Origin of the sequence: Bradyrhizobium sp. 134 (genome assembly GCF_023074155.1) — a bacterium.
Lineage (GTDB): Bacteria > Pseudomonadota > Alphaproteobacteria > Rhizobiales > Xanthobacteraceae > Bradyrhizobium.
The window spans coordinates 41133-59803 of record NZ_JADPKX010000072.1 but is presented as its reverse complement, the minus strand read 5'-3'; the positions used below and the strand labels follow the sequence as shown (position 1 = coordinate 59803).

Annotated in this window: 14 protein-coding genes; 13 read left to right on the top strand and 1 reads right to left on the bottom strand. The window is 59.7% G+C overall.

Annotation, left to right across the window (positions count from 1 at the left end; translation table 11 throughout):
* Position 1: 1 nt before the first annotated feature.
* From IVA75_RS27575 to IVA75_RS27560, 4 genes are read left to right on the top strand one after another with little or no spacing between them, the layout of a single operon-like run.
* Complete coding sequence (locus tag IVA75_RS27575) at positions 2-1201, top strand: branched-chain amino acid ABC transporter permease (protein WP_247285557.1); 1200 nt, start codon at positions 2-4, stop codon at positions 1199-1201.
* Positions 1198-1977 (top strand): ABC transporter ATP-binding protein, encoded by a 780-nt coding sequence (locus IVA75_RS27570; RefSeq protein WP_247285559.1) that lies wholly within the window; start codon positions 1198-1200, stop codon positions 1975-1977. Before IVA75_RS27575 ends, IVA75_RS27570 begins: the two co-directional genes overlap by 4 nt.
* The gene (locus IVA75_RS27565; RefSeq protein WP_247285561.1) at positions 1974-2711 is read left to right on the top strand and encodes an ABC transporter ATP-binding protein; all 738 of its coding nucleotides are present in this window, start codon (positions 1974-1976) and stop codon (positions 2709-2711) included. The genes IVA75_RS27570 and IVA75_RS27565 overlap by 4 nt, the downstream gene beginning before the upstream one ends.
* A gap of 15 nt (positions 2712-2726) precedes the next feature.
* Complete coding sequence (locus tag IVA75_RS27560) at positions 2727-3779, top strand: phenylacetaldoxime dehydratase family protein (protein WP_018458442.1); 1053 nt, start codon at positions 2727-2729, stop codon at positions 3777-3779.
* A 15-nt stretch (positions 3780-3794) separates the two neighbouring features.
* Here IVA75_RS27560 and IVA75_RS27555 read toward each other — a convergent pair whose 3' ends face one another.
* Positions 3795-4658: a LysR family transcriptional regulator gene (locus IVA75_RS27555; RefSeq protein ID WP_018458443.1), complete on the bottom strand. Its 864-nt coding sequence runs from the start codon at positions 4656-4658 to the stop codon at positions 3795-3797.
* 319 nt (positions 4659-4977) lie between these two features.
* On the opposite strand from IVA75_RS27555, the gene IVA75_RS27550 reads away from it, so the two are divergent.
* From IVA75_RS27550 to IVA75_RS27510, 9 genes are all read left to right on the top strand, one after another.
* Positions 4978-6660: a methyl-accepting chemotaxis protein gene (locus IVA75_RS27550; protein WP_247285562.1), complete on the top strand. Its 1683-nt coding sequence runs from the start codon at positions 4978-4980 to the stop codon at positions 6658-6660.
* A 169-nt stretch (positions 6661-6829) separates the two neighbouring features.
* Complete coding sequence (locus IVA75_RS27545; RefSeq protein ID WP_247285611.1) at positions 6830-7222, top strand: tautomerase family protein; 393 nt, start codon at positions 6830-6832, stop codon at positions 7220-7222.
* A gap of 1617 nt (positions 7223-8839) precedes the next feature.
* A complete protein-coding gene (locus IVA75_RS27540; RefSeq protein WP_247285563.1) occupies positions 8840-10174 on the top strand; it encodes an NtaA/DmoA family FMN-dependent monooxygenase in 1335 nt (444 codons plus the stop codon).
* 47 nt (positions 10175-10221) lie between these two features.
* Positions 10222-11925: an ABC transporter substrate-binding protein gene (locus IVA75_RS27535; RefSeq protein WP_247285564.1), complete on the top strand. Its 1704-nt coding sequence runs from the start codon at positions 10222-10224 to the stop codon at positions 11923-11925.
* Positions 11922-12878, top strand: a complete 957-nt coding sequence (locus tag IVA75_RS27530) for an ABC transporter permease (RefSeq protein ID WP_018458450.1) — start codon at positions 11922-11924, stop codon at positions 12876-12878. The genes IVA75_RS27535 and IVA75_RS27530 overlap by 4 nt, the downstream gene beginning before the upstream one ends.
* An 89-nt stretch (positions 12879-12967) precedes the next feature.
* The gene (locus IVA75_RS27525) at positions 12968-13747 is read left to right on the top strand and encodes an ABC transporter permease (RefSeq protein ID WP_247285565.1); all 780 of its coding nucleotides are present in this window, start codon (positions 12968-12970) and stop codon (positions 13745-13747) included.
* Between the two features lies 1 nt (position 13748).
* A complete protein-coding gene (locus IVA75_RS27520) occupies positions 13749-15467 on the top strand; it encodes an ABC transporter ATP-binding protein (RefSeq protein ID WP_247285566.1) in 1719 nt (572 codons plus the stop codon).
* Between the two features lie 766 nt (positions 15468-16233).
* On the top strand, positions 16234-17619 hold the full coding sequence (locus IVA75_RS27515; RefSeq protein WP_247285567.1) for a sugar ABC transporter substrate-binding protein: 1386 nt from the start codon (positions 16234-16236) through the stop codon (positions 17617-17619).
* Positions 17620-17701: 82 nt separating this feature from the next.
* Positions 17702-18637, top strand: coding sequence for a sugar ABC transporter permease (locus IVA75_RS27510; protein WP_247285568.1), 936 nt, complete (start codon positions 17702-17704; stop codon positions 18635-18637).
* Positions 18638-18671 lie beyond the last annotated feature (34 nt).

Here is an 18671-nt window from a genome sequence, read left to right as displayed (position 1 = left end):
CATGAGCAGCCTTTCAAGCCCGGCTCCCTCGCTCTCCGTCCCGGGGATTCGTCGTCATCCGCGCGCCCTCGTCGCAGCCGTGGTGGCGCTCCTGTTTTCCGGCGGCGGCGTGATGATGCACGCCGAATCCCAGCCCGTCGTTCTCGCCTTGCTCGCAGCCTTCGTTCTGGCGTTTGGAGTGTCGGATCGAACGCAGATCGGCCGGGAGATTGCCGCCACCTGCGGCGACTACCGAGGCGTTGCCAATGGCATGGCATTGCTGTGTGCGTTGATCCTGATTGTCCTGTTTCACGCCGATCACTACGCGCTTCTCATGTTGTCAACGGTAGCAATCTTCTCGACTGCCTGCATCGCTCTCAACTTGCAGCTCGCATTCGCCGGCATCGCCAACTTCGCAGGCGCGGCCTTCTTCGTCGTGGGATCATATACGGCCGCCCTAGTGACTGCATACACCACCGTTCCGCGCACATTTGCGCCGTTGATCGGCGCGATTGTGACGGGTGCAATCGGCCTCGTGCTGTTGCTGCCGGTGCTGCGAACGCGCGGGCACTATGCCGCGCTCGTGACGATCGCATTCGGCGTGCTGCTGCGGACCTGGCTCGAAGTCAACGACGTCCTCGGCGGGCCCCAGGGGCTGAAGATCGGAAGCTTCTCGATCATGGGGCTCGATTTCGCCCGGCTCAAACAGATTGGTCCATGGAGCGTGTCGTTCTATCTGCCCTATGCAACGCTCTCGGTCTGCATGTTCGGCCTCGTGTTCATCCTCGTCCGTCGTCTGGAAAACTCGTGGGTCGGCATCGCCCTGGACGTTGTCCGCAGCGATGAGACCGCCGCGGCGGTGTTCGGCCTGTCAATCCGGCTGTGGAAGGTCGTCGGCTTTGTCCTCGGCAACGCCATCATCGGCATGGCTGGAGCGCTCTACGGGATGATGAACGGGTTCGTGACACCCAACGGCGCGGGCCTCGGGGACTCCATGCTGATGCTCTCAATCGTGGTGCTGGGCGGAATCGGCAATTTGTGGGGCTCCGTCGTAGCCGCCCTGATCATCCTGGAAGTGCCGGAAAAACTGCAGTCGATCCAGGAATTCCGCCTGTTGCTGTTCGCCTTGCTCGTGCTCGTCATCTTGCTGTTCCGCCCGGGCGGCATCCTGCCTCGTCCGGTGAGGGACCTGTCCCGCTTCATCGACGGAGCGCCAAAATGAGTAGCACTCTCCTGCATTGTGCCGGTCTCACCAAGACATTCGGCGGGCTGGTCGCGCTCGACCGTTTCGAAGTCGAAATCGGCCGAGGCGAGACGATCGGGCTGGTCGGGCCCAACGGATCGGGGAAGACGACATTCTTCAACGTCATCACGGGACTTTACGACCCGAACGCGGGAACGATCCGGCTCGATGGCCGCGACCTCTTTGGCTGTGCGCCCCAGATGATCGGTCGTGCCGGTGTCGCGCGAACCTTTCAGCGATCGAGGCTGATGCTCGATCAGAGCGTGTTCGACAATATTGCGGTCGGAGCCCTCTGCCATTGCGATCTCGGTCTCCTTACAAATCTGTTTCGGCGCGCGCGGTGGGGCAGAGAGCTGCGGGAGACGGTCAATCGCGCACGCGAGATTGCGTCCCGCTTCAACGCCGCGATTGCCGACCGGCTGTTCCAGCCTGTGAGCTCTTTCGCGATGATCGATCGTCGGCGGATCGAGATCTGCCGGGCGCTGATCGGCAGGCCGCGCCTGCTGTTGCTGGATGAGCCCTCCGCCGGTATGACCCCGGATGAGACGCGCGAACTCATGGACGATCTCCTCGCATTCAGGTCCGAGATGCCGGACCTCGCCGTGGTCCTGGTGGAGCACGAAATGGACGTTATCCGGCGTGTCTCCGATCGCTGCATCGTGCTCAATTTCGGCCGAAAAGTCTTCGAAGGCAGTTTTGACGGGTTGATAGCCGACCCCGAAGTGCAGGCAGCTTATCTCGGAATAGGGCAATGATCAGCGTGCGACGAACCGCGGCGCGGACATTGTCGGCCAATGCGATCAACGCCGGCTACGATCGTGCTGACGTCCTGAAGAACGTGACCATCGAGGTCAGGCCCGGTACGGTAACGGCCATCCTGGGGGCCAACGGCGCCGGCAAAAGCACGTTGATCCGGGCCATCCTCGGGTTGACCCGGATCCGGAAAGGCGAGGTTCGCTTTGGGCACGTAGCGACTACAAACATGCCTACCCACAAGATCGCGGCCCTCGGGATCGCGACGGTCCCAGAAGGCAATCGCGTGATGCCGCGCATGAGCGTCCTTGATAACCTCAAGGTGGGCGGATTGATCATGCGTGACGACAGGCGCGTTGCGGCCCGGATGGAGGAGATGTTCGAGGTGTTCCCGCGTCTGAAGGAGCGGCGAAGCCAGCTCGCGGGAACACTGTCCGGCGGTGAGCGGTCAATGCTCTCCATCGCGCGAGGGCTGATGGCCGATCCGGAGCTCGTGATCTTCGACGAGCCCTCGCTCGGACTGTCGCCGTTATTTGTCTCGGAGGTTTTCGGAATAGTCCGACAACTGAAGACAGCCGGACTTTCGGTTCTGCTGATCGAGCAGAACGTGCGTCAAACGCTCGACGTGGCCGATTACGGCTACGTGCTGGCACAAGGACTCGTTGTCGCCAAAGGAAGCGCTGAACTCTTGAAAGAGAACTCCGAGCTTCACAAGGCATATTTTGGAATCCACTAGGGAACGGAGCTCGCTATGAATTTTCAGGTGTTGGAGCGGATCAATCCGCTGCGTAAGCCGAAAGGTTTCGAGCCGGTGGTCCAGCGTTGGTCCGTCGGTTTCCCACGCAAATGCGACGCCTTGTGTGTTGCATTTCACGGCATCCAGGGACCGAACGCGGAAGCCGTCTACAAGTCCGGCTTCATACGGTGGATGTCCGAGGCCGTCAGCCTGCCGAACGGCCCGCACGTGCACGATCATGCGTGGTTCGTCGATCACAACGGCCTCTATACGCATGTGGTTGCGAGCTATTGGGTTGACCGGACCCGTCGTGATGATTGGCTCGAAGATAGTCGCGTGGCAAATTGGTGGAACGATTCGGCGAGGTGTTCGGAGGCAACGGGCTACTTCCGTGAGAGCTTGACCGTTCCGATCGAACGCCTTGAGACGCTGTATTGGAACGATTATCCAGCCGGAATGAGTCGCTCTAACGAAGTGGCGCTCTACCCGACACCGTATTGCGGCTATTACGGCGCGATGCGCGACCGGATCCCACTCGCCGCGGTCGATCCCTTGCCGTCGGCGCTGCCTGAGCTCCCATCGGCGACGCCGCGCGAGACCAGGTCCAATCGGTGGCGGATCGCTACGCCCCGGAACCTCACCGTCATTCGATCGGCGGCCTTTTGGGGGCGCTGCGATGCCGACCAAACCGAGGATTACATGCGCGACCTGCGAGCTCCCCTCGAACGCGGAATGGACTTCTTGCGCGAAAGTCCTGAGGCAACGGGTTGCTGCTCGCTGCGGTTTCAGCAAACATGCGATGTCGGCGGGGCACCCGAGCTCGAGACTCATGCGCTCGGATATTTTCTCTCGCTCGGCCACATGGAGAACTGGGCTGAGCATCATCCGTCGCACGGGGCGATCTTCCGCGCCGCAATGGCCCGTTACCGCAAGTTCGGCGCGAAGAACCAGCTCAGAACCTGGCATGAAGTCTTCGTGCTGCCGGAGAACAACCAGCTTTTCGAGTATGTCAACTGCGCACCAGGCACGGGCCTATTGAACTACTTCGAAGGCGAGCGGCGGTCCTAGGCTGGACGGCTCGAGTTACGGCCAGGATTCGATCAGATCGAACAGGGCTGTCATCGCGCTCGATACATAGACATCCTTTCGCCAGACGAACACCGTCTCAACGGCCGTCCGGGAAGGCGGCAACGCATGCGCAGCGACCCTGCCGTCCCGGGCGGCAGCTGCAATGACACCTCTCGGCATCAAGGTGACACCAAGGCCGGCGGAGACGCAACTGATGATGGCGTCGAGAGAACCAAGCTCTTGCGGCTCGGACAGAGTGATCCCCATTTCCATCAGCATCGTCTCCAGACGGGTGCGATAAGAGCAGCCGGTCTGAAAGACGATCATCTTCAAGGGCCCGATGGCAGCCAGGTCCTTTGTCCGGACCGAAGGGGCCGTTACCAGCACGAGCTCCTCGTGGAAGAAAGGCCGTTGATGCAGGTCCGGGTGATCGACCGGGCCCGCGACAAACGCGCCGTCGAGACGATACTCGAGGACGTCATTCAACAAGCGTGTAGTGTTTCCGGTCGTGATCGTGAGCTGGACGTGGGGACAGGCGCTGGCAAACCTTGGCAGAAGCGGAGACAATCGCAACGCGGTGGTCGTCTCGAGGCTTCCGATCAGCAGAGTGCCCCTCGGCACACCATCATCCCGTGCCGCAGCTCGGGCATCCGCGGCAAGTTTTGAAAGCCTAGCGACATAGGGGAGGACCCTGTGGGCTGCCGGGGTTGGCGTTACGCCCCGTGCGTGACGCTCGAAGAGTGAAATGCCAAGCTTGCCCTCAAGCACTCGGATACGAGTTGTGACTTTGGATTGAGCAGTACACAGCTGCGTTGCCGCACGGCTGATACTTCCAAGACGCAGAACCGTCTCGAACACTTTGAGATCGGAGAGATCCATTCCAGTCCACTCTTGAAGCCAGCAGCAGCAACATTTTGAATGTCGTCACAATCATCCTAACGACCAATGTGGGCCGCGTGAAAGACGCATTGGGGAACGATGCGGCGCGCATCGTCATCTAGAGAAGAGATGACCGTCATCTCAACTGGTAATGGTTCGCCGCGAAACGTCGCAACGAGGCTTGCATAAACTCGCATCCCTGCGCCCTTGTTCGACTGGCGCTGATATCAAGGTGGCCCTGTGGGCTAAAGGCAATTTTTATCAATGTGCGATAGATGAGGCGGAGTGATGGTCGGACTCAGCGTGTTGAGGATTTTTCATGCTTGCCAAGTTCAAGATTTCTTCCAGGCTGATGTTGATGGTGGTTCTCTCTGTTCTAGGTGTTGCATCCGTGGCCGGGGTCGGCTTGTCGGCCCTCAAGAGCAGCCTGCTCGAGGACCGAAAAGACAAGCTTCAGCAGCTCGTCCTCCTGGCGAAGCAGGTGCTTGAATTGGACTACCAGGGATCCCGAGCGGCAGGGCTCTCCGATGCGCAGGCCTTGGAACGGAGCAAGCAACTGCTTCAATCATTGCGTTTCGGCAAGGACGACTATTTCTATGCCCTCGACATGGATTCCGTACTGGTCGCGCATCCCAATCCCAAGTTTCAGAACAAGAGCATGAAGGACACCTCGGATGCCAACGGTGTCTTTTTCTCCCGGCTGCAAGTCGATCTTGTGAAGTCCGGCGGATCCGGCTTTGTCGCCTTTAGCTTTCCCCGTGCCGGCGTCGGCGACCCACTTCCCAAGATCGCCTATGTCGTGGGGTTCAAGCCCTATGACTGGGCAGTCGCGGGCGGCATCTATCTGGACGACGTAGACGCGATATTCATGGCAGAAGCAAAGCGCATTGGCCTTCTCATCCTTATAGCCCTTGCGCTTGTCGTGGCCACGTCAATTCTTCTCAGCCGCAGTATCACGCGGCCGATCGCCAGTCTCACGCGGGCGATGCGAAAGCTCGCCAGTGGCGATACAAGATCGGCGATTCCTGCGCTCTCGCGTGCGGATGAAGTGGGAGAGATGGCGACGACCGTCAAAGTGTTTCAGGACGCCATGATAGAGACCGCTCGCCTTCGCCAGGAACAGGACGAGATGAAATTGATGGCCGAGACGGAAAAACGGGGCCTCCTGGGCAAGCTGGCCGACGAGTTCGCACAAGGTGTAAGCACGTCACTCGATGCCCTCTCTCACTCGGCTTCCGCTATGAGGACGACGTCCCAAGGCATGTCGGAGACGGCGAGATCTGCCAGCCGCCAGTCCGGAGTGGTTGCGACTGCTGCAGAAGAGGCCAGCTCAAGCGTGCAGTCGGTCGCGTCGGCCACTGAGCAGCTCTCGGCCTCGATCGCCGAGATAGGCAATCAGGTGGCGCGTTCGACCAAGGTCGCCGGAGGCGCCGTTGAAGAGGCGCAACGCACTAATATCACAATTCAAGGTCTTGTAGCCGCGACATCAAAGATCGGAGACGTGGTTCAGTTAATAACTGCGATCGCAAGCCAGACGAACCTGCTGGCGCTAAATGCAACCATTGAGGCCGCCCGTGCCGGCGAGGCGGGAAGGGGGTTTGCCGTCGTAGCAAGCGAGGTGAAGTCGCTCGCAGGGCAGACCGCACGTGCAACGGAGGAGATCTCGACCCAAGTCAACGGCATGCAGGGCGCCATGAGCGAGGCTGTCCAAGCAATCGAGGGCGTGAGCGGCACGATATCCTCGATCAACGAGATCGCAATTGCGATTGCATCCGCCGTGGAGCAACAGGGCGTCGCGACGCGCGAAATCGCACGCAGCATCCAGAAGGTCGCGCAAGGCACCGAAGATGTAACGCGCAACATCGTCGGGGTGAGCGAGGCGTCTGCCCAAACCGGGGTGGCTGCGGCTGGTGTGCTTGCGGCTGCAGATGGGCTGAACCACCAGTCCACTTTGCTGAAAGCGGATGTCGATCGCTTCCTGGCAAGTGTTCGGGCCGCGTGAGTTGGAGTGCTCCGTCGTCCATCTTAAAGATAGATGACCGTCATCTTGAATGATGATGTCGATTTCGGCAGAGAAAACATACACCGAGTATTGCAGCTTTTCATTGCTCGGTCCACCTTGGTTGCCCGCCGCAGCTTTGTTAGTTGAGCCGGCAGTGAGGAGCATCGCCATGCCATTTTTACGGTTCGATTTGATCGAGGGACGAAGTGATGCGGAGATCCAACGGCTTTTGGATGTCACTCACGAAGTTCTGGTCGAAACGCTCCACGTGCCGCCCCGCGACCGCTATCAGGTGGTGCATCAGCACCCCAAGTCCAGCATCGTCGCGCTTGACACAGGTCTTGATATCAATCGGACCGATAAATTGGTCATGTTGCAGTTGACGAGCCGACCGCGCGACAAGGCGTCCAAATTGGAGTTTTATCGCGTCCTGGCCGAGAGGCTGTCGTCGTCCTGTGGAGTAGCGCCAACTGACCTCATGATAAGCTTCGTGATCAATGCGGACGAAGATTGGTCATTCGGCATGGGACGAGCCCAGTTCGTTACCGGCGAGTTACACTAGGCCTGGAGCAAGTTTCCCGCAGTGTTGATGCAGGGGACCGACCCCGCCCGCACCGAGCCGAGACGCCTGCCTCGCCCATGAACGGAAACGCGTTGTCCCGTTCGACTGACATAAGCGATTCGGGGCCGGAATTGCCGCTTTGCTGCGGATTTCCTCCCCCAGAAGGCCAACAAGATTTCTCCTTGCTTTCCCAAACCCGGGTTGGCAAGCGTACAATTCCGCCGCTGAACACCTTCGCGGACTAGCTGCCGCTCTGGCGGAATTCGATTTTGCTCGGGTTCGCACCCCCGCAGAAATGTCGGTCTCATTAGCGGTGCTGGAACCAGCCAATTGCTGCATCGGGGCCATTATGCGCGACCTTGATGGTGCGTCCGCAGCTGGACCGATCATCGAGCAGTCGCGGGATCTGTCGCATTCTATTCAGGATGCACGCGACAGGTTCGCTTCAAGCGGGCTTTAAATTCCATTACACGTCAAGAGCTGCTTACGAATGAACAGCAGCGGTGGACCAGTCAGGTCGGTGTCCCAGAAGCGCAGCGCAACCCAGGTGGCTGAGCCGACGGCATCTCCGGCGAAGTCGTCAGCATCCTGCCTCGATCAAGAAGGTCGTGGACGTCGGCAACTATGTGACGTCGGCAGCCCGCGGCGATTGACGAGCAAAGCGCCGCGGCGAACGAGCTATCGACCAGCGCGCAGCGGCGTCGCTGCTGGGTTGGCGGAGCGCCCTATCTCAGCTCCCTATTGATCGCGCCGGTTTCGGGAGACATGCGAGCGCAGGCTTGGTCAGGAGGCACAATTGCTAAAGACGCTTGATCTCGCGCGCCGAAGTCGATCACGTTTCGAGTGCGCGCTTTGACAGTCACACCACAGAGGCACGCGAGGCCACTAAAGCTCATGCTGGCGATGCTCGGGCGGAGAGCGCTGCCCGCGCAACAAGGGTGCCCGGCAAGCCGCGGGGCTATGTCCCTTGCCGATCGGCCCGAGAATTCTTCTACCCTATCGAGGGACACGCGAGGATCCCCATCGCCAACACCGTGCGCGCCCCGAACTGCTCCAAGAGACATACCAGATTTGCAATCACTCGCCTCGGCGTGACTTTGGGATCGCGCTCCGAAACTGCGACAAGCAGGCTGCACGCGCACAAATCCTGCAAGCTCGAAGACAACGAGGCTGTCGTAGAAGAGTATGCCAGCGCGCGGTAGCAGATTGAAATACGCAACTATTGCGTTTGATGTCCCGTCGCTTGATTCTCTCGCGATCGAAGGCCGCCGGTGTCGGCCGTGGAGTTGTCATGACAGCAGCTTTGGTCATCGCGCGAGTTGCACGCATTGTAAGGCTCACCAGCAGAGGTTCGGGCAGGTACAATACGCGATGTTCCCCGGCCAACCGTCGCTCGATCGAATTCGTCAGAGGTCCAGCTGGCTCGCGCTTGGGCGAGTGTTCGGGCTCTTTGAGCGCGCGAGTTGCTTCACCTGATCCGCTAATCTCGACCGGCGGCCTCGCCGCGTCCTCAGATGCCGCTCGTTCTCTGCGCGAGAGCGCAAGAAGCAGCCAGATCGCGTAGCCGAGCCAACACACCCCTTGAACTGCGCATGCCATCCCGCGCCTGGAGAATTCATGTCTTCTGCAATCCGAACGCTTCATCTTGGGCTTAATCTTCACGGCGCGGGCGGACACGCCGCAGCATGGCGTTGGCCGAGCACCAATCCGAGCGCTTTCTTTGACATCGAGCATTATCTTCGCGCAGCGAAGGTGGCCGAGCGTGGCTTGCTCGACGCGGTCTTTCTTGCAGATACCCCGGCAATATCTTGGGATATTACCCGCCGACCGCCACTCAACGGGCTTGAACCTACGCTTGTTCTCACCGTAATCGCACGTGAGACGAAGCACATCGGACTGATTGCAACCGCATCGACGACGTACAATGAGCCGTACAACCTGGCGCGTCGTTTCCAATCACTTGATGTCATTAGCGGCGGCCGTGTCGCCTGGAATGCTGTCACGACCTCCAGCCCCGCGACGGTCGGCAATTTCGGTGGGCGCGAGCTCGGTCGCGAGGAGCGCTACAAGCGCGCCGAAGACTTCGTCGAAACCGTCCGAGGGCTATGGCTGAGCTGGGGAGATGGAACAATCGTCGGGGATCAGACCTCTGGAATCTACGCCAATCCCCAGTTTCGACTGCTCGACCCCAACACCAATATCTTTAGCGTCCGCGGTCCGCTCACGCACCCCGGTTCGCCACAAGTGCACCCGATCATCGTTCAAGCGGGAGGCTCGGACGACGGATTGCGGCTCGCTGCGCGCAGCGCCGATCTGGTGTTCGCTGCTGCGGGCGACCTGGAGACAGCGCTGCGCGAGGCCGGACGCCTGCGTGCGCTGTCGCATCAACTCGGCCGGCGGACGGCGCCGATCATACTGCCGGGCCTGGTCACCTTCGTTGGCGGCACGGAAGAGGAGGCGTATCGCCGCAAGAGAGCGATCGACGAATTACTCGATCTGCCCGGCGCGCTTGTCGCTTTGGCGCGAGGCATCAATGTGGCGCCCGAAAAGCTCAGCCTTGACAAACCCATTCCCGAGGAACTGCTGCCCGATCCGAATGATGTCCCATTTTCGGTCGGTCATCACCGCACCATCGAAAGCTTGGCACGCCAAGGCCGGACGGTTAGGGAGATCATAAGCAGCGTTCAGGGTTTCGGCCATCGCGTGATCGCGGGCGCACCGGAACAGATCGCCGATTCGATCGAGGCATGGTACCGCGCCGGCGCAGTTGATGGCTTCAACATCATCCCAGATGTGTTGGAGGATGGTGCGCCCGCCTTCATCGATCATGTCGTTCCAATACTGCAGCGCCGCCGACTGTTTCGCACCGAGTATCGGGAAGAAACCTTGCGTGACCGTTTTGGCCTTGCGCTCCCAGGGGGCGTTCCGTCGCAAGAGCGGGCGACGGCCTGATCCGCCGTCTGCCCCGCGGTTTCACTATCAATAGCTTGGAGTTCGATATGTCTCTGTCCGACACACAATCATCTGCGTTTCTCGCGGGCCAGCCACACGCTTACAGAAAGCAAAAGGCAGCAGCCATTGCAATCGCGCTCTCCACGCTGTCGCAGATCGCCTATGCGCCCAGCACTTTTGCTCAGGACGGTTCGAGCGAAAGTACGAGGCGCGGTGGCATTATTCGATATGGCCACTTTCAGGAGCCGCCTTGCTTGTTCGGAGGATGGGTCCAGCAGTGGTATCTACAGCGGCAATATAGCGACAATCTAGTCGCCCGGACCAAGGACGGGGAGATTGTGCCATGGCTGGCCACATCATGGACCATCTCCGACGACAAGAAAGTGTACACGTTTGAGATCAAGCCGAACGTGAAATTCACCGACGGGACACCGCTCGATGCACAGGCCGTTGCCGACAACATCAATGGCTGGCTCAGCACCAATCCGGACCTCCGCAATCCGACGGCCGCTCCTTACCTCAGCGACAACTTTGAATCGGCAGCGGCAATCGCGCCCGCGACACTTCGACTAACGCTAAAGGCGCCGTTCCAGCCGTTGCTCAATGTTCTGGCCCAGTCGTCCCAGGGCATTCTGTCGCCAACGGCGCTCAAGCGTGGACTTGCGGTGAACTGCGAGAACCCGGTCGGATCGGGTCCATTCATCGTCCAGAAGTGGAATCGGGGAAAAGAGGTTATATTCCGCCGCAATCCCGACTACAACTCCGCGCCGGCAACAGCCAAGCACCAGGGACCGGCTTACGTTGACGGGATCCAGTGGAAGTTCTTCCCCGATCAGACCGTTCGGTATGGCTCTCTGCTAACCGGGGAATCTGATGCAGCTTACGACGTTCCAGCCGTCGCTTGGAAAGATGCCAACTCGCGCTTCACTGTCTTGCGGCACATTACGGGTGGCACGCCCCTGCGCTTGGCGTTGTATACGGCTCGCTCGCCTTTTGACGATCTGCTCGTTCGCCAGGCGTTTGCCTGTGCCGCCGACCGAAAAGCCGCGGTCGAGTCCTCGTTCCTGGGCTCCTTGCCGTTTGAAGGCAATGGCGCGCTAAGCCAAAGCTCGCCCGAATATATCAGCGAGCTTGCCCCGTCATACAGGTATGACGTCGGCAAAGCCAATCAGCTCCTGGATCAGGCAGGTTGGACCGAGCGTGACAGCAGGGGCGTTCGCCTCAAGCATGGCAAGCCGCTCGTCGTACGCATCTCCTATTCGAGTTCGTTCTTGAAGCCCGACGGTGAGCAGGCCGTGCAGGTGATCCAACAGCAGGCAAAGGCTGCCGGCTTCGACGTGCGGCTTCAGCCAACGAACCAGGCCGATTTCTTCGCCGGGAAAAATCTCGGTCCGAACGATTACGAGGTCGTCCTTCTCTACTGGGTTGCTCCCGGCGCTGAAATCTTCCGCATCTCCTGGAAGCCTGACCTTAATGGTGAGCTCAATCGCTTCAATCCCTCACGCTACCAGGACCGGGCACTGTGGGACATTATTCAGAAGGCCGAAAAACACTTCGACAATGCTGAGCGAACCGCGCTCTATCAGGAAGCAGAGCGCAAGATCGTCGCTGACGCTCCTGTCGTGGGGTTCGCAGTCCTTGACGTCACTCTAGCTGTGCAAGCACATCTAAAGGACATTTGGCTCGACCGCGGCTCCGTCGGCGAGCCGGTCTTTTATGATAGCTATTTCGACAAGAAATCCGCCCCGTGAAAGTCGCAGCCCGCAGACAGGCCGTGTGGTTCGCACATCGCATCCTGTCCGCCGCAGCGACCGTATGGGCTGCGGCAACATTCACCTTCCTTGTCCAATGTCTGCTGCCAGGTGACCGCGCCCAGATCATCCTCAACGTCGTCAGCGGCAATGTAGGGGCGGCCCCTCGACAAGAGCTTGCGGCAATCAACGCAAAATATGGCTTCGACCAGCCGATTTTCTTGCAATACGCAAAATACATCTCCGGGATTTTGCAGGGGGACCTTGGCCAATCCTACCACCAGCATCGGCCAGTGGCAGCCATCATTGCCGAACAGATTGGGCCAACCGTCCTCCTTGCGGTCGCCGCGCTCGTAACCGCGTGGGTGATCACTATTCTGACCACAGTTTTTGCAGCCGGGAGAGATAATTTCTGGGCGAAGCTGCTGAGCGGGATGCAGGTTCTGTTGGCGACCGTGCCGCCTTACTGGTTAGCTACCATCCTGCTCGTCGTCTTTGCTGTACAGCTTCGCATCTTCCCTGTGGTGGGAGGCAATTCGGCGATCGGCCTCATTCTTCCAACCCTGGCGCTGGCGTTGGAACTGTCTGGGCTCTTCGGGCAAGTCGTTACGAGTGAGTTCACGCGTTTGCTCGAGTTGCCCTTTGTAACTTCGGCGCGAACGCGAGGCATGGGCGATCTCGGCGTGCGGTTTCGTCATGTCCTGCGCCATGCAGCTTTGCCAGCAATCACCTTGTCAGGCTGGGCGTTCGGTAAGCTTCTGTCCGGTGCCGTTTTAATTGAGGCCGTCTTTGCCCGACAGGGACTTGGCGGCGTCCTGGTCGCCGCTACATCCACGCGCGACGTTCCCGTCGTCTCCGGCGTCATTCTGGTCTCCGCTGGCCTGTTTGTCATTGTCAGCGTGACCGTCGATTTCGCCTACAGTATCGTTGACCCAAGGATCAAATTGGCGTGACTTGCTCTGCCGCGCTACCAGACGTCCTCAAATCTCACTATTGGAAGGAAGCACTTTCAACGGCACAGGCAATTCCTTTGCGGGTTTGCTTGGCCATAACCATCGTTACGTTCTTCTTAACAGCGGCGGCCGCGCCCTGGCTGCTACAGACCCATGATCCGCTGGCGATTGACCTGACGTCCTCACTACAGGCCCCGTCGCCCAGCCACTGGCTGGGGACTGATCAGTCCGGTCGCGATTTATACTCCCGCATTGTTGAAGGGGCAGGGCAGTCCCTGACCATCGGTCTTGGCGCGACCGCGTTGAGCGTGTCAATTGCACTCGTTCTGGGGTTCGCCGCCGGTCTTTGCGGCGGAGTCATCGATAATGTTCTCAGCCGTTTGCTCGACGCACTTTTCGCGCTACCGGTGCTTTTCCTTGCGCTTCTGTTCGTGGCCGTTTTCGGCACGACTGTGCTGACGTTGGTCATCGCGGTCGGGATCGGAACGGCCCCGGGTTATGCCCGGATGATCAGGGGGCAGGTCCTGTCTGTTAAGGGCGCAGGATATGTGGAGGCAGCCAAGGCGCTTGGACACCCGTATTGGCGTATCGTGCGAAGGCACATCCTCCCGAATGCCATGAACCCGTTGGCCGCGATGATCACGCTTGGCGTCGGCCAGGCCATCATCTGGGCATCGGGCGTTGCATTTCTGGGACTCGGTGTTCCCCCTCCAGCCCCTGAATGGGGGGCGCTCCTGAATGCTGGCCGCAACTACGTGATCTATGCGTGGTGGCTCGAGATCATGCCGGGTCTGGCAGTGGTGATCTTTGCTCTCAGCGTGACGGTGATCGGACGTTATCTGCAGAACCGCCTCGAAGGAAAGGGCTGACATGTTGCATGTTCTTCCTCCCCAGCCTCCTCAGCCAAGTCTTCTCAACGTAGATTCGCTGCGCGTGTCATTCGGACGCGACAATCCAAACGGCACGGCCGTGCGTGGCGTGTCGTTCTCGCTTCGACCGGGGCGTTGCCTCGCGATCGTCGGCGAATCCGGCTCGGGCAAGAGCGTAACCGCGCGCGCTCTCGTCGGGCTTGCGGGCCATGGCGCACATGTTCATGCGCACGAGATGAACTTCACAGGGACAGACCTGACTGACCTCAATGAACGTTCATGGCGGCTCATCCGGGGCAAGAAGATCGGCTTCGTGCTGCAGGACGCCCTTCTCTCGCTCGATCCACTCCGTCAGGTCGGCAGAGAAATCGGCGAGGGCCTCCTCCTCCATCGTGCTGTCCACTCCCGTGAGGAACTCAAACGCCGCGTGGTTGAGCTGCTCGAACTCGTTGGGGTTCCTGAGCCTGAGATCAAAGCCCGGCAGCTGCCGCATCAATTGTCCGGTGGCCAACGCCAGCGAGCCCTCATTGCGTCGGCGCTCGCACTCGATCCAGACCTCTTGATCGCCGATGAGCCAACCACCGCGCTCGACGTGACCGTGCAGGCGCAGGTGCTGGCGCTGCTGGAGGAAACCAAGGCACGGGGCAAGGCTCTGATCCTGATCAGCCATGACCTGGCGGTGGTCTCGCGCATGGCGGATGATGTTCTGGTCATGCGCGAAGGCGAGGTCGTCGAGCGTGGACCAGCTGCGCAGATCTTCGGCGACCCGCAACACGATTACACCTCGCAGCTCCTGAACGCGGTACCCTCGGGACGTCCCCGCGGCTCCCGTTTGTCGTCCACGGCGATTGCACGGCTACCCAAGTCTCTGAGCCCGCTGCAACAACAACACTCGCCTAGATCCACTGCAATCATCCTCAGTGCGACCAAGCTTGTGAAGCGATTCAACGGCCCTGATGGCGTCCCGCGGACGGTGGTTGACGGTGTGTCCTTCGAGCTTCGGTCAGGCGAAACACTGGGCCTTGTGGGGGAATCAGGATCAGGTAAATCCACCACAGCCCGCCTGGCGATGGCTCTGGATACTCCCGACGAGGGAGCCATTCTGTTCCAGGGAGAGGCGTGGAGCGAAATCGCCGAACGCAAGCGTAGGGCGCGACGCCGCTCGATCTCCGTGATCTATCAAGATCCGCTCAGCTCCTTTGATCCACGCTGGACCGTCGGCCGCATCATATCTGACAGCCTCCTTGATTTGAACACCGGGTCGGAGCGTCGCCTGCGCATTATTGAGCTGCTCGAGTCGGTGGGCCTATCGCCAGCATTCCTGGATCGCCGGCCACTGGAGCTCTCGGGCGGCCAGCGCCAACGCGTCGCGATCGCGCGTGCGATCGCGCCAAAGCCAGCCGTGATCGTCTGCGATGAACGGGTTTCCGCTCTGGATGTCTCGATCCAGGCGCAGGTGCTCGATCTGCTCGGGGATCTCAAGGCGCAGCTCGGTATGAGCTATCTCTTCATCTCGCACGATCTCGGCGTGATTCGCCATCTCAGCGACCGGGTCATGGTCATGCGCCATGGACGCGTCGTCGAGAGTGGCGATACGGATGAGGTTTTCCTCAATCCACGGGCCGACTATACCAAGCGTCTGATTGCTGCGGTACCTCGCCTCGTCCGACCAGTCGCAACCGATCGCTCCTCGAGCCTCGTCAGCGGAGAGGTCGCATGAATGCGCCAGTACTTTCGGTTAGGTTTAGCGTGGATTGGGGACCAATAGACTGCCCGCCGAGACCGATGTCCCGCCAATCCCATCGGGGCTGCTGATACCTCTTGCCCGCAAACGGATCGGAGGATCCGTCTCAACCAATAGACGAGAACCCTCCTGATATGGTTGAGCCGGCTCATTGAAGGCGAGTATGCGGGCGGTCCAAGCCGCACAAGCTTCTCTAGAGTCTATGTTGCTTGCTGATTGCCATGCACGACGATCTGTCCGGGCATCTCACGACTTCTCCACCTGTGACGGGATGGAGTAGGTGCAGACTCATTTGAACGCTTTCTCCTGACACGATTGCCGTGCAGGGCGGCGACCGCTTCAACGCGAATATTGCTGCGCCCATACCTCTTGGCTGCACTAACGCCCATCATATCGCCGCTTGGATCGCGCTCCAGAAGCCGTATATCGTATACGGCAACGGAGCACCGATCGCGATGCTCGCCCTGTGCGCCTTGGTGCTGTTCGTCTCGAACTGGGCTATAAACGCAGCCATCACAGCGCTCGCCAGGCTGTGGCGTCAACCGGGGCCCATTCCAAACTCCGCTTCTTCCAATTGATACTTTCCCAATCGCCCGACTTTTTGACTTACCCAACCTTACCCAATCCGAGCCTCAAAGGCCGCTTTCGTTGGATGCGCGAAGATTAGCCTCGGCAACGCCGCGGCCGCTTGAAGAGGAGGGGGCGCGTGGTTTGCGGGCCAAAGAGCCCATCGGAGGGAATCATGCCAAGGAAGCTCGCCGCTTTGCGCGGCCATACGGCTAGTTTTGCAAAAAAAGCTCTCATCTGCTCCACGCTTTTGGCCGGAACGGCCATGGCGTTTTCCCAAGCTAAGGCGGACGACATCAACTGGCGCCAGTTCGAAGGCACGTCGATCGTCTGGGCCTACGACATTCATCCGTATGCCGACGCGGTCGCGGCCCAGCTGCCGGAATTCGAGAAACTCACCGGCATCAAGGTGACGCCCGAACTCTATCCCGACGATGCCTATTGGAATAAGCTGACCATCCAGCTCAGTACGAAATCCCGCAGCTGGGACGTGGTGGGCACGGGCATTCAACCGGCCTGGGATCTCGCACCGGGCCAGTTGCTCGAGCCGCTCGATCAGTATCTGAACGACGCTAAGCTCACGGCCGCGGGCTACGACTACAAGGATTTCTTCCCTGCATTGCGGGATGCACTGACCTGGAAAGTCAAGGAAGGCCAAATCGAGCCGGGAAGCGGGCAGGTGTGGGCGATCCCGCATGGCTTTGAGAACATCCAGCTGTTCTACCGTAAGGACATACTTGCCAAATACGGCATCGGGGTCCCAACGACTCCGCCAGAGATGTCCGCCGCCTGCGAAAAGCTGAAGGCTGCGGATCCCGCCATCACCCCTTTGGGCGTGCGCGGCGTGCGCTTTTGGAGCAGCATCCACACAGCTGCCATCTCGATTGCCAGGTCCTATGGCGTGCATGATTTCGTCGTCCAGGACGGCAAGTTGGAGACAGGGCTGGATTCGCCCGAGTCGATCGCCTTCCACAAAGACTATGTGGACATGATCAAGAAATGCGCGGCGCCGTCCTTTGCCAATGACAACTGGTACCAGGTCGTTGATGGCATCAATTCAGGGCGCACCGCGATGGCGATTGATTCTAATATGTTCGGGTTTTGGAACGACGTGGCTGGCAAGCCCGCGTCCGGCAAAATCGCGTTCGCACCCCCATTGCACGCTCCGACTAGCAAGAACTTCGAGTCGAATATCTGGATCTGGTCGCTTGCGATGAACGCTGCGTCCCAGAAAAAAGGAGCCGCCTGGCTGTTCATCCAATGGGCGACATCGAAGCAAGTCGAGCTGAACGGCGCCATCGCCGGCAAGCTCGTCAACTCTCCGCGCGCCTCGACCTGGAGCGACAAGGCCTGGCTCGACTATGCGGCAAAGCCAGAGTTCAACAATTTCGTAGACACGTTTAAAACCGTGCAGGAACGGGCGCAACTCGCCTTCACAGCCCGCGTCGGCTTTGCCGAAGCAATGAACGCATGGGCCGTAGCCATGCAGAAAATGGTCAACGGAGCCGACGTGAAGGCGACGCTGGCCGCCCTTGCCTCGGAAATCCGTTCGTCAATGTGAAACAAATGGGGCGGCGAGCTCATCGCCGCCCCATGCATTTTAGAGATAGACCGAGATGGACCTTCGAGGATCCGACGGGCTCGTGACGCTGCAGTCTTCAGCCAGCCCACTTGTTGCGTCAAACGATAAGGCGGTCGCGCGCGCCGAGCAGTCGCATCTTGACTGGTGGAGCATCGCAGCCATAGCGCCAGCGATCACGATATTGCTCGGCTTTCTTTTTCTGTTCTTCTATGGCGTCTTTCAGTCGCTGACGGATCTCAAGTTCGGTCGGCCGCTGGTCCACTTCGTCGGCCTCAACAACTATGCAGCGCTGATCAAGTCGGATGATTTCTGGAACAGCATTCGGGCCACTCTTGTCTACGCCGGATCGGCGGTGGTTGCGGAGGCTGCCTTCGGTCTTGCACTTGCAAAATTGTTCGCGACCGAAGTCATCGTTGCACGGCTGATGCGGCCGGTCATCCTCTTGCCCCTCGTGCTGCCTCCGATGAGCGTAGCGCTCATGTGGACGACGATGATGGACCCGCAAAGCGGAATCCTTAACTATCTGCTCTCGCTTGCAGGAATCGCCCGCTTTGCATGGATTTCAGATCCCAACACCGCAATGTTCTCGCTCGTCCTGATTGACGTCTGGACCTACACGCCATTCTTTGCGCTGATCATTTTCGCAGGCCTTCAGGGTATCAATGAAGAAGTGAGGGAGGCCGCGCGTGTCAATGGCGCAAAGGGGTGGGCAACCTTTGTGCATATCGAGTTGCCGCTGATCGCTCCCTACATTCTGATCGCCGCGGTGTTTCGGCTGATCGAATCGCTCAATCAGTTCGACATCATTTTTGGCACTACGCAAGGCGGGCCTGGAGATAGCACCTCCGTTCTTTCCGTGCGCGCCTACATTATCGCATTCCAGAATCTCGCCTTCGGGCGTGGTGCAGCCCTCATGGTCGTCAACTGGATGATCGTGCTGGTGGGAACGTTCGCCATGGTCAAGCTGTGGCGCGTCGTGCGGCAGCGCGTCAGCTGAGGGCCAACGTATGCGACTGAAACGCGCCGCCTCC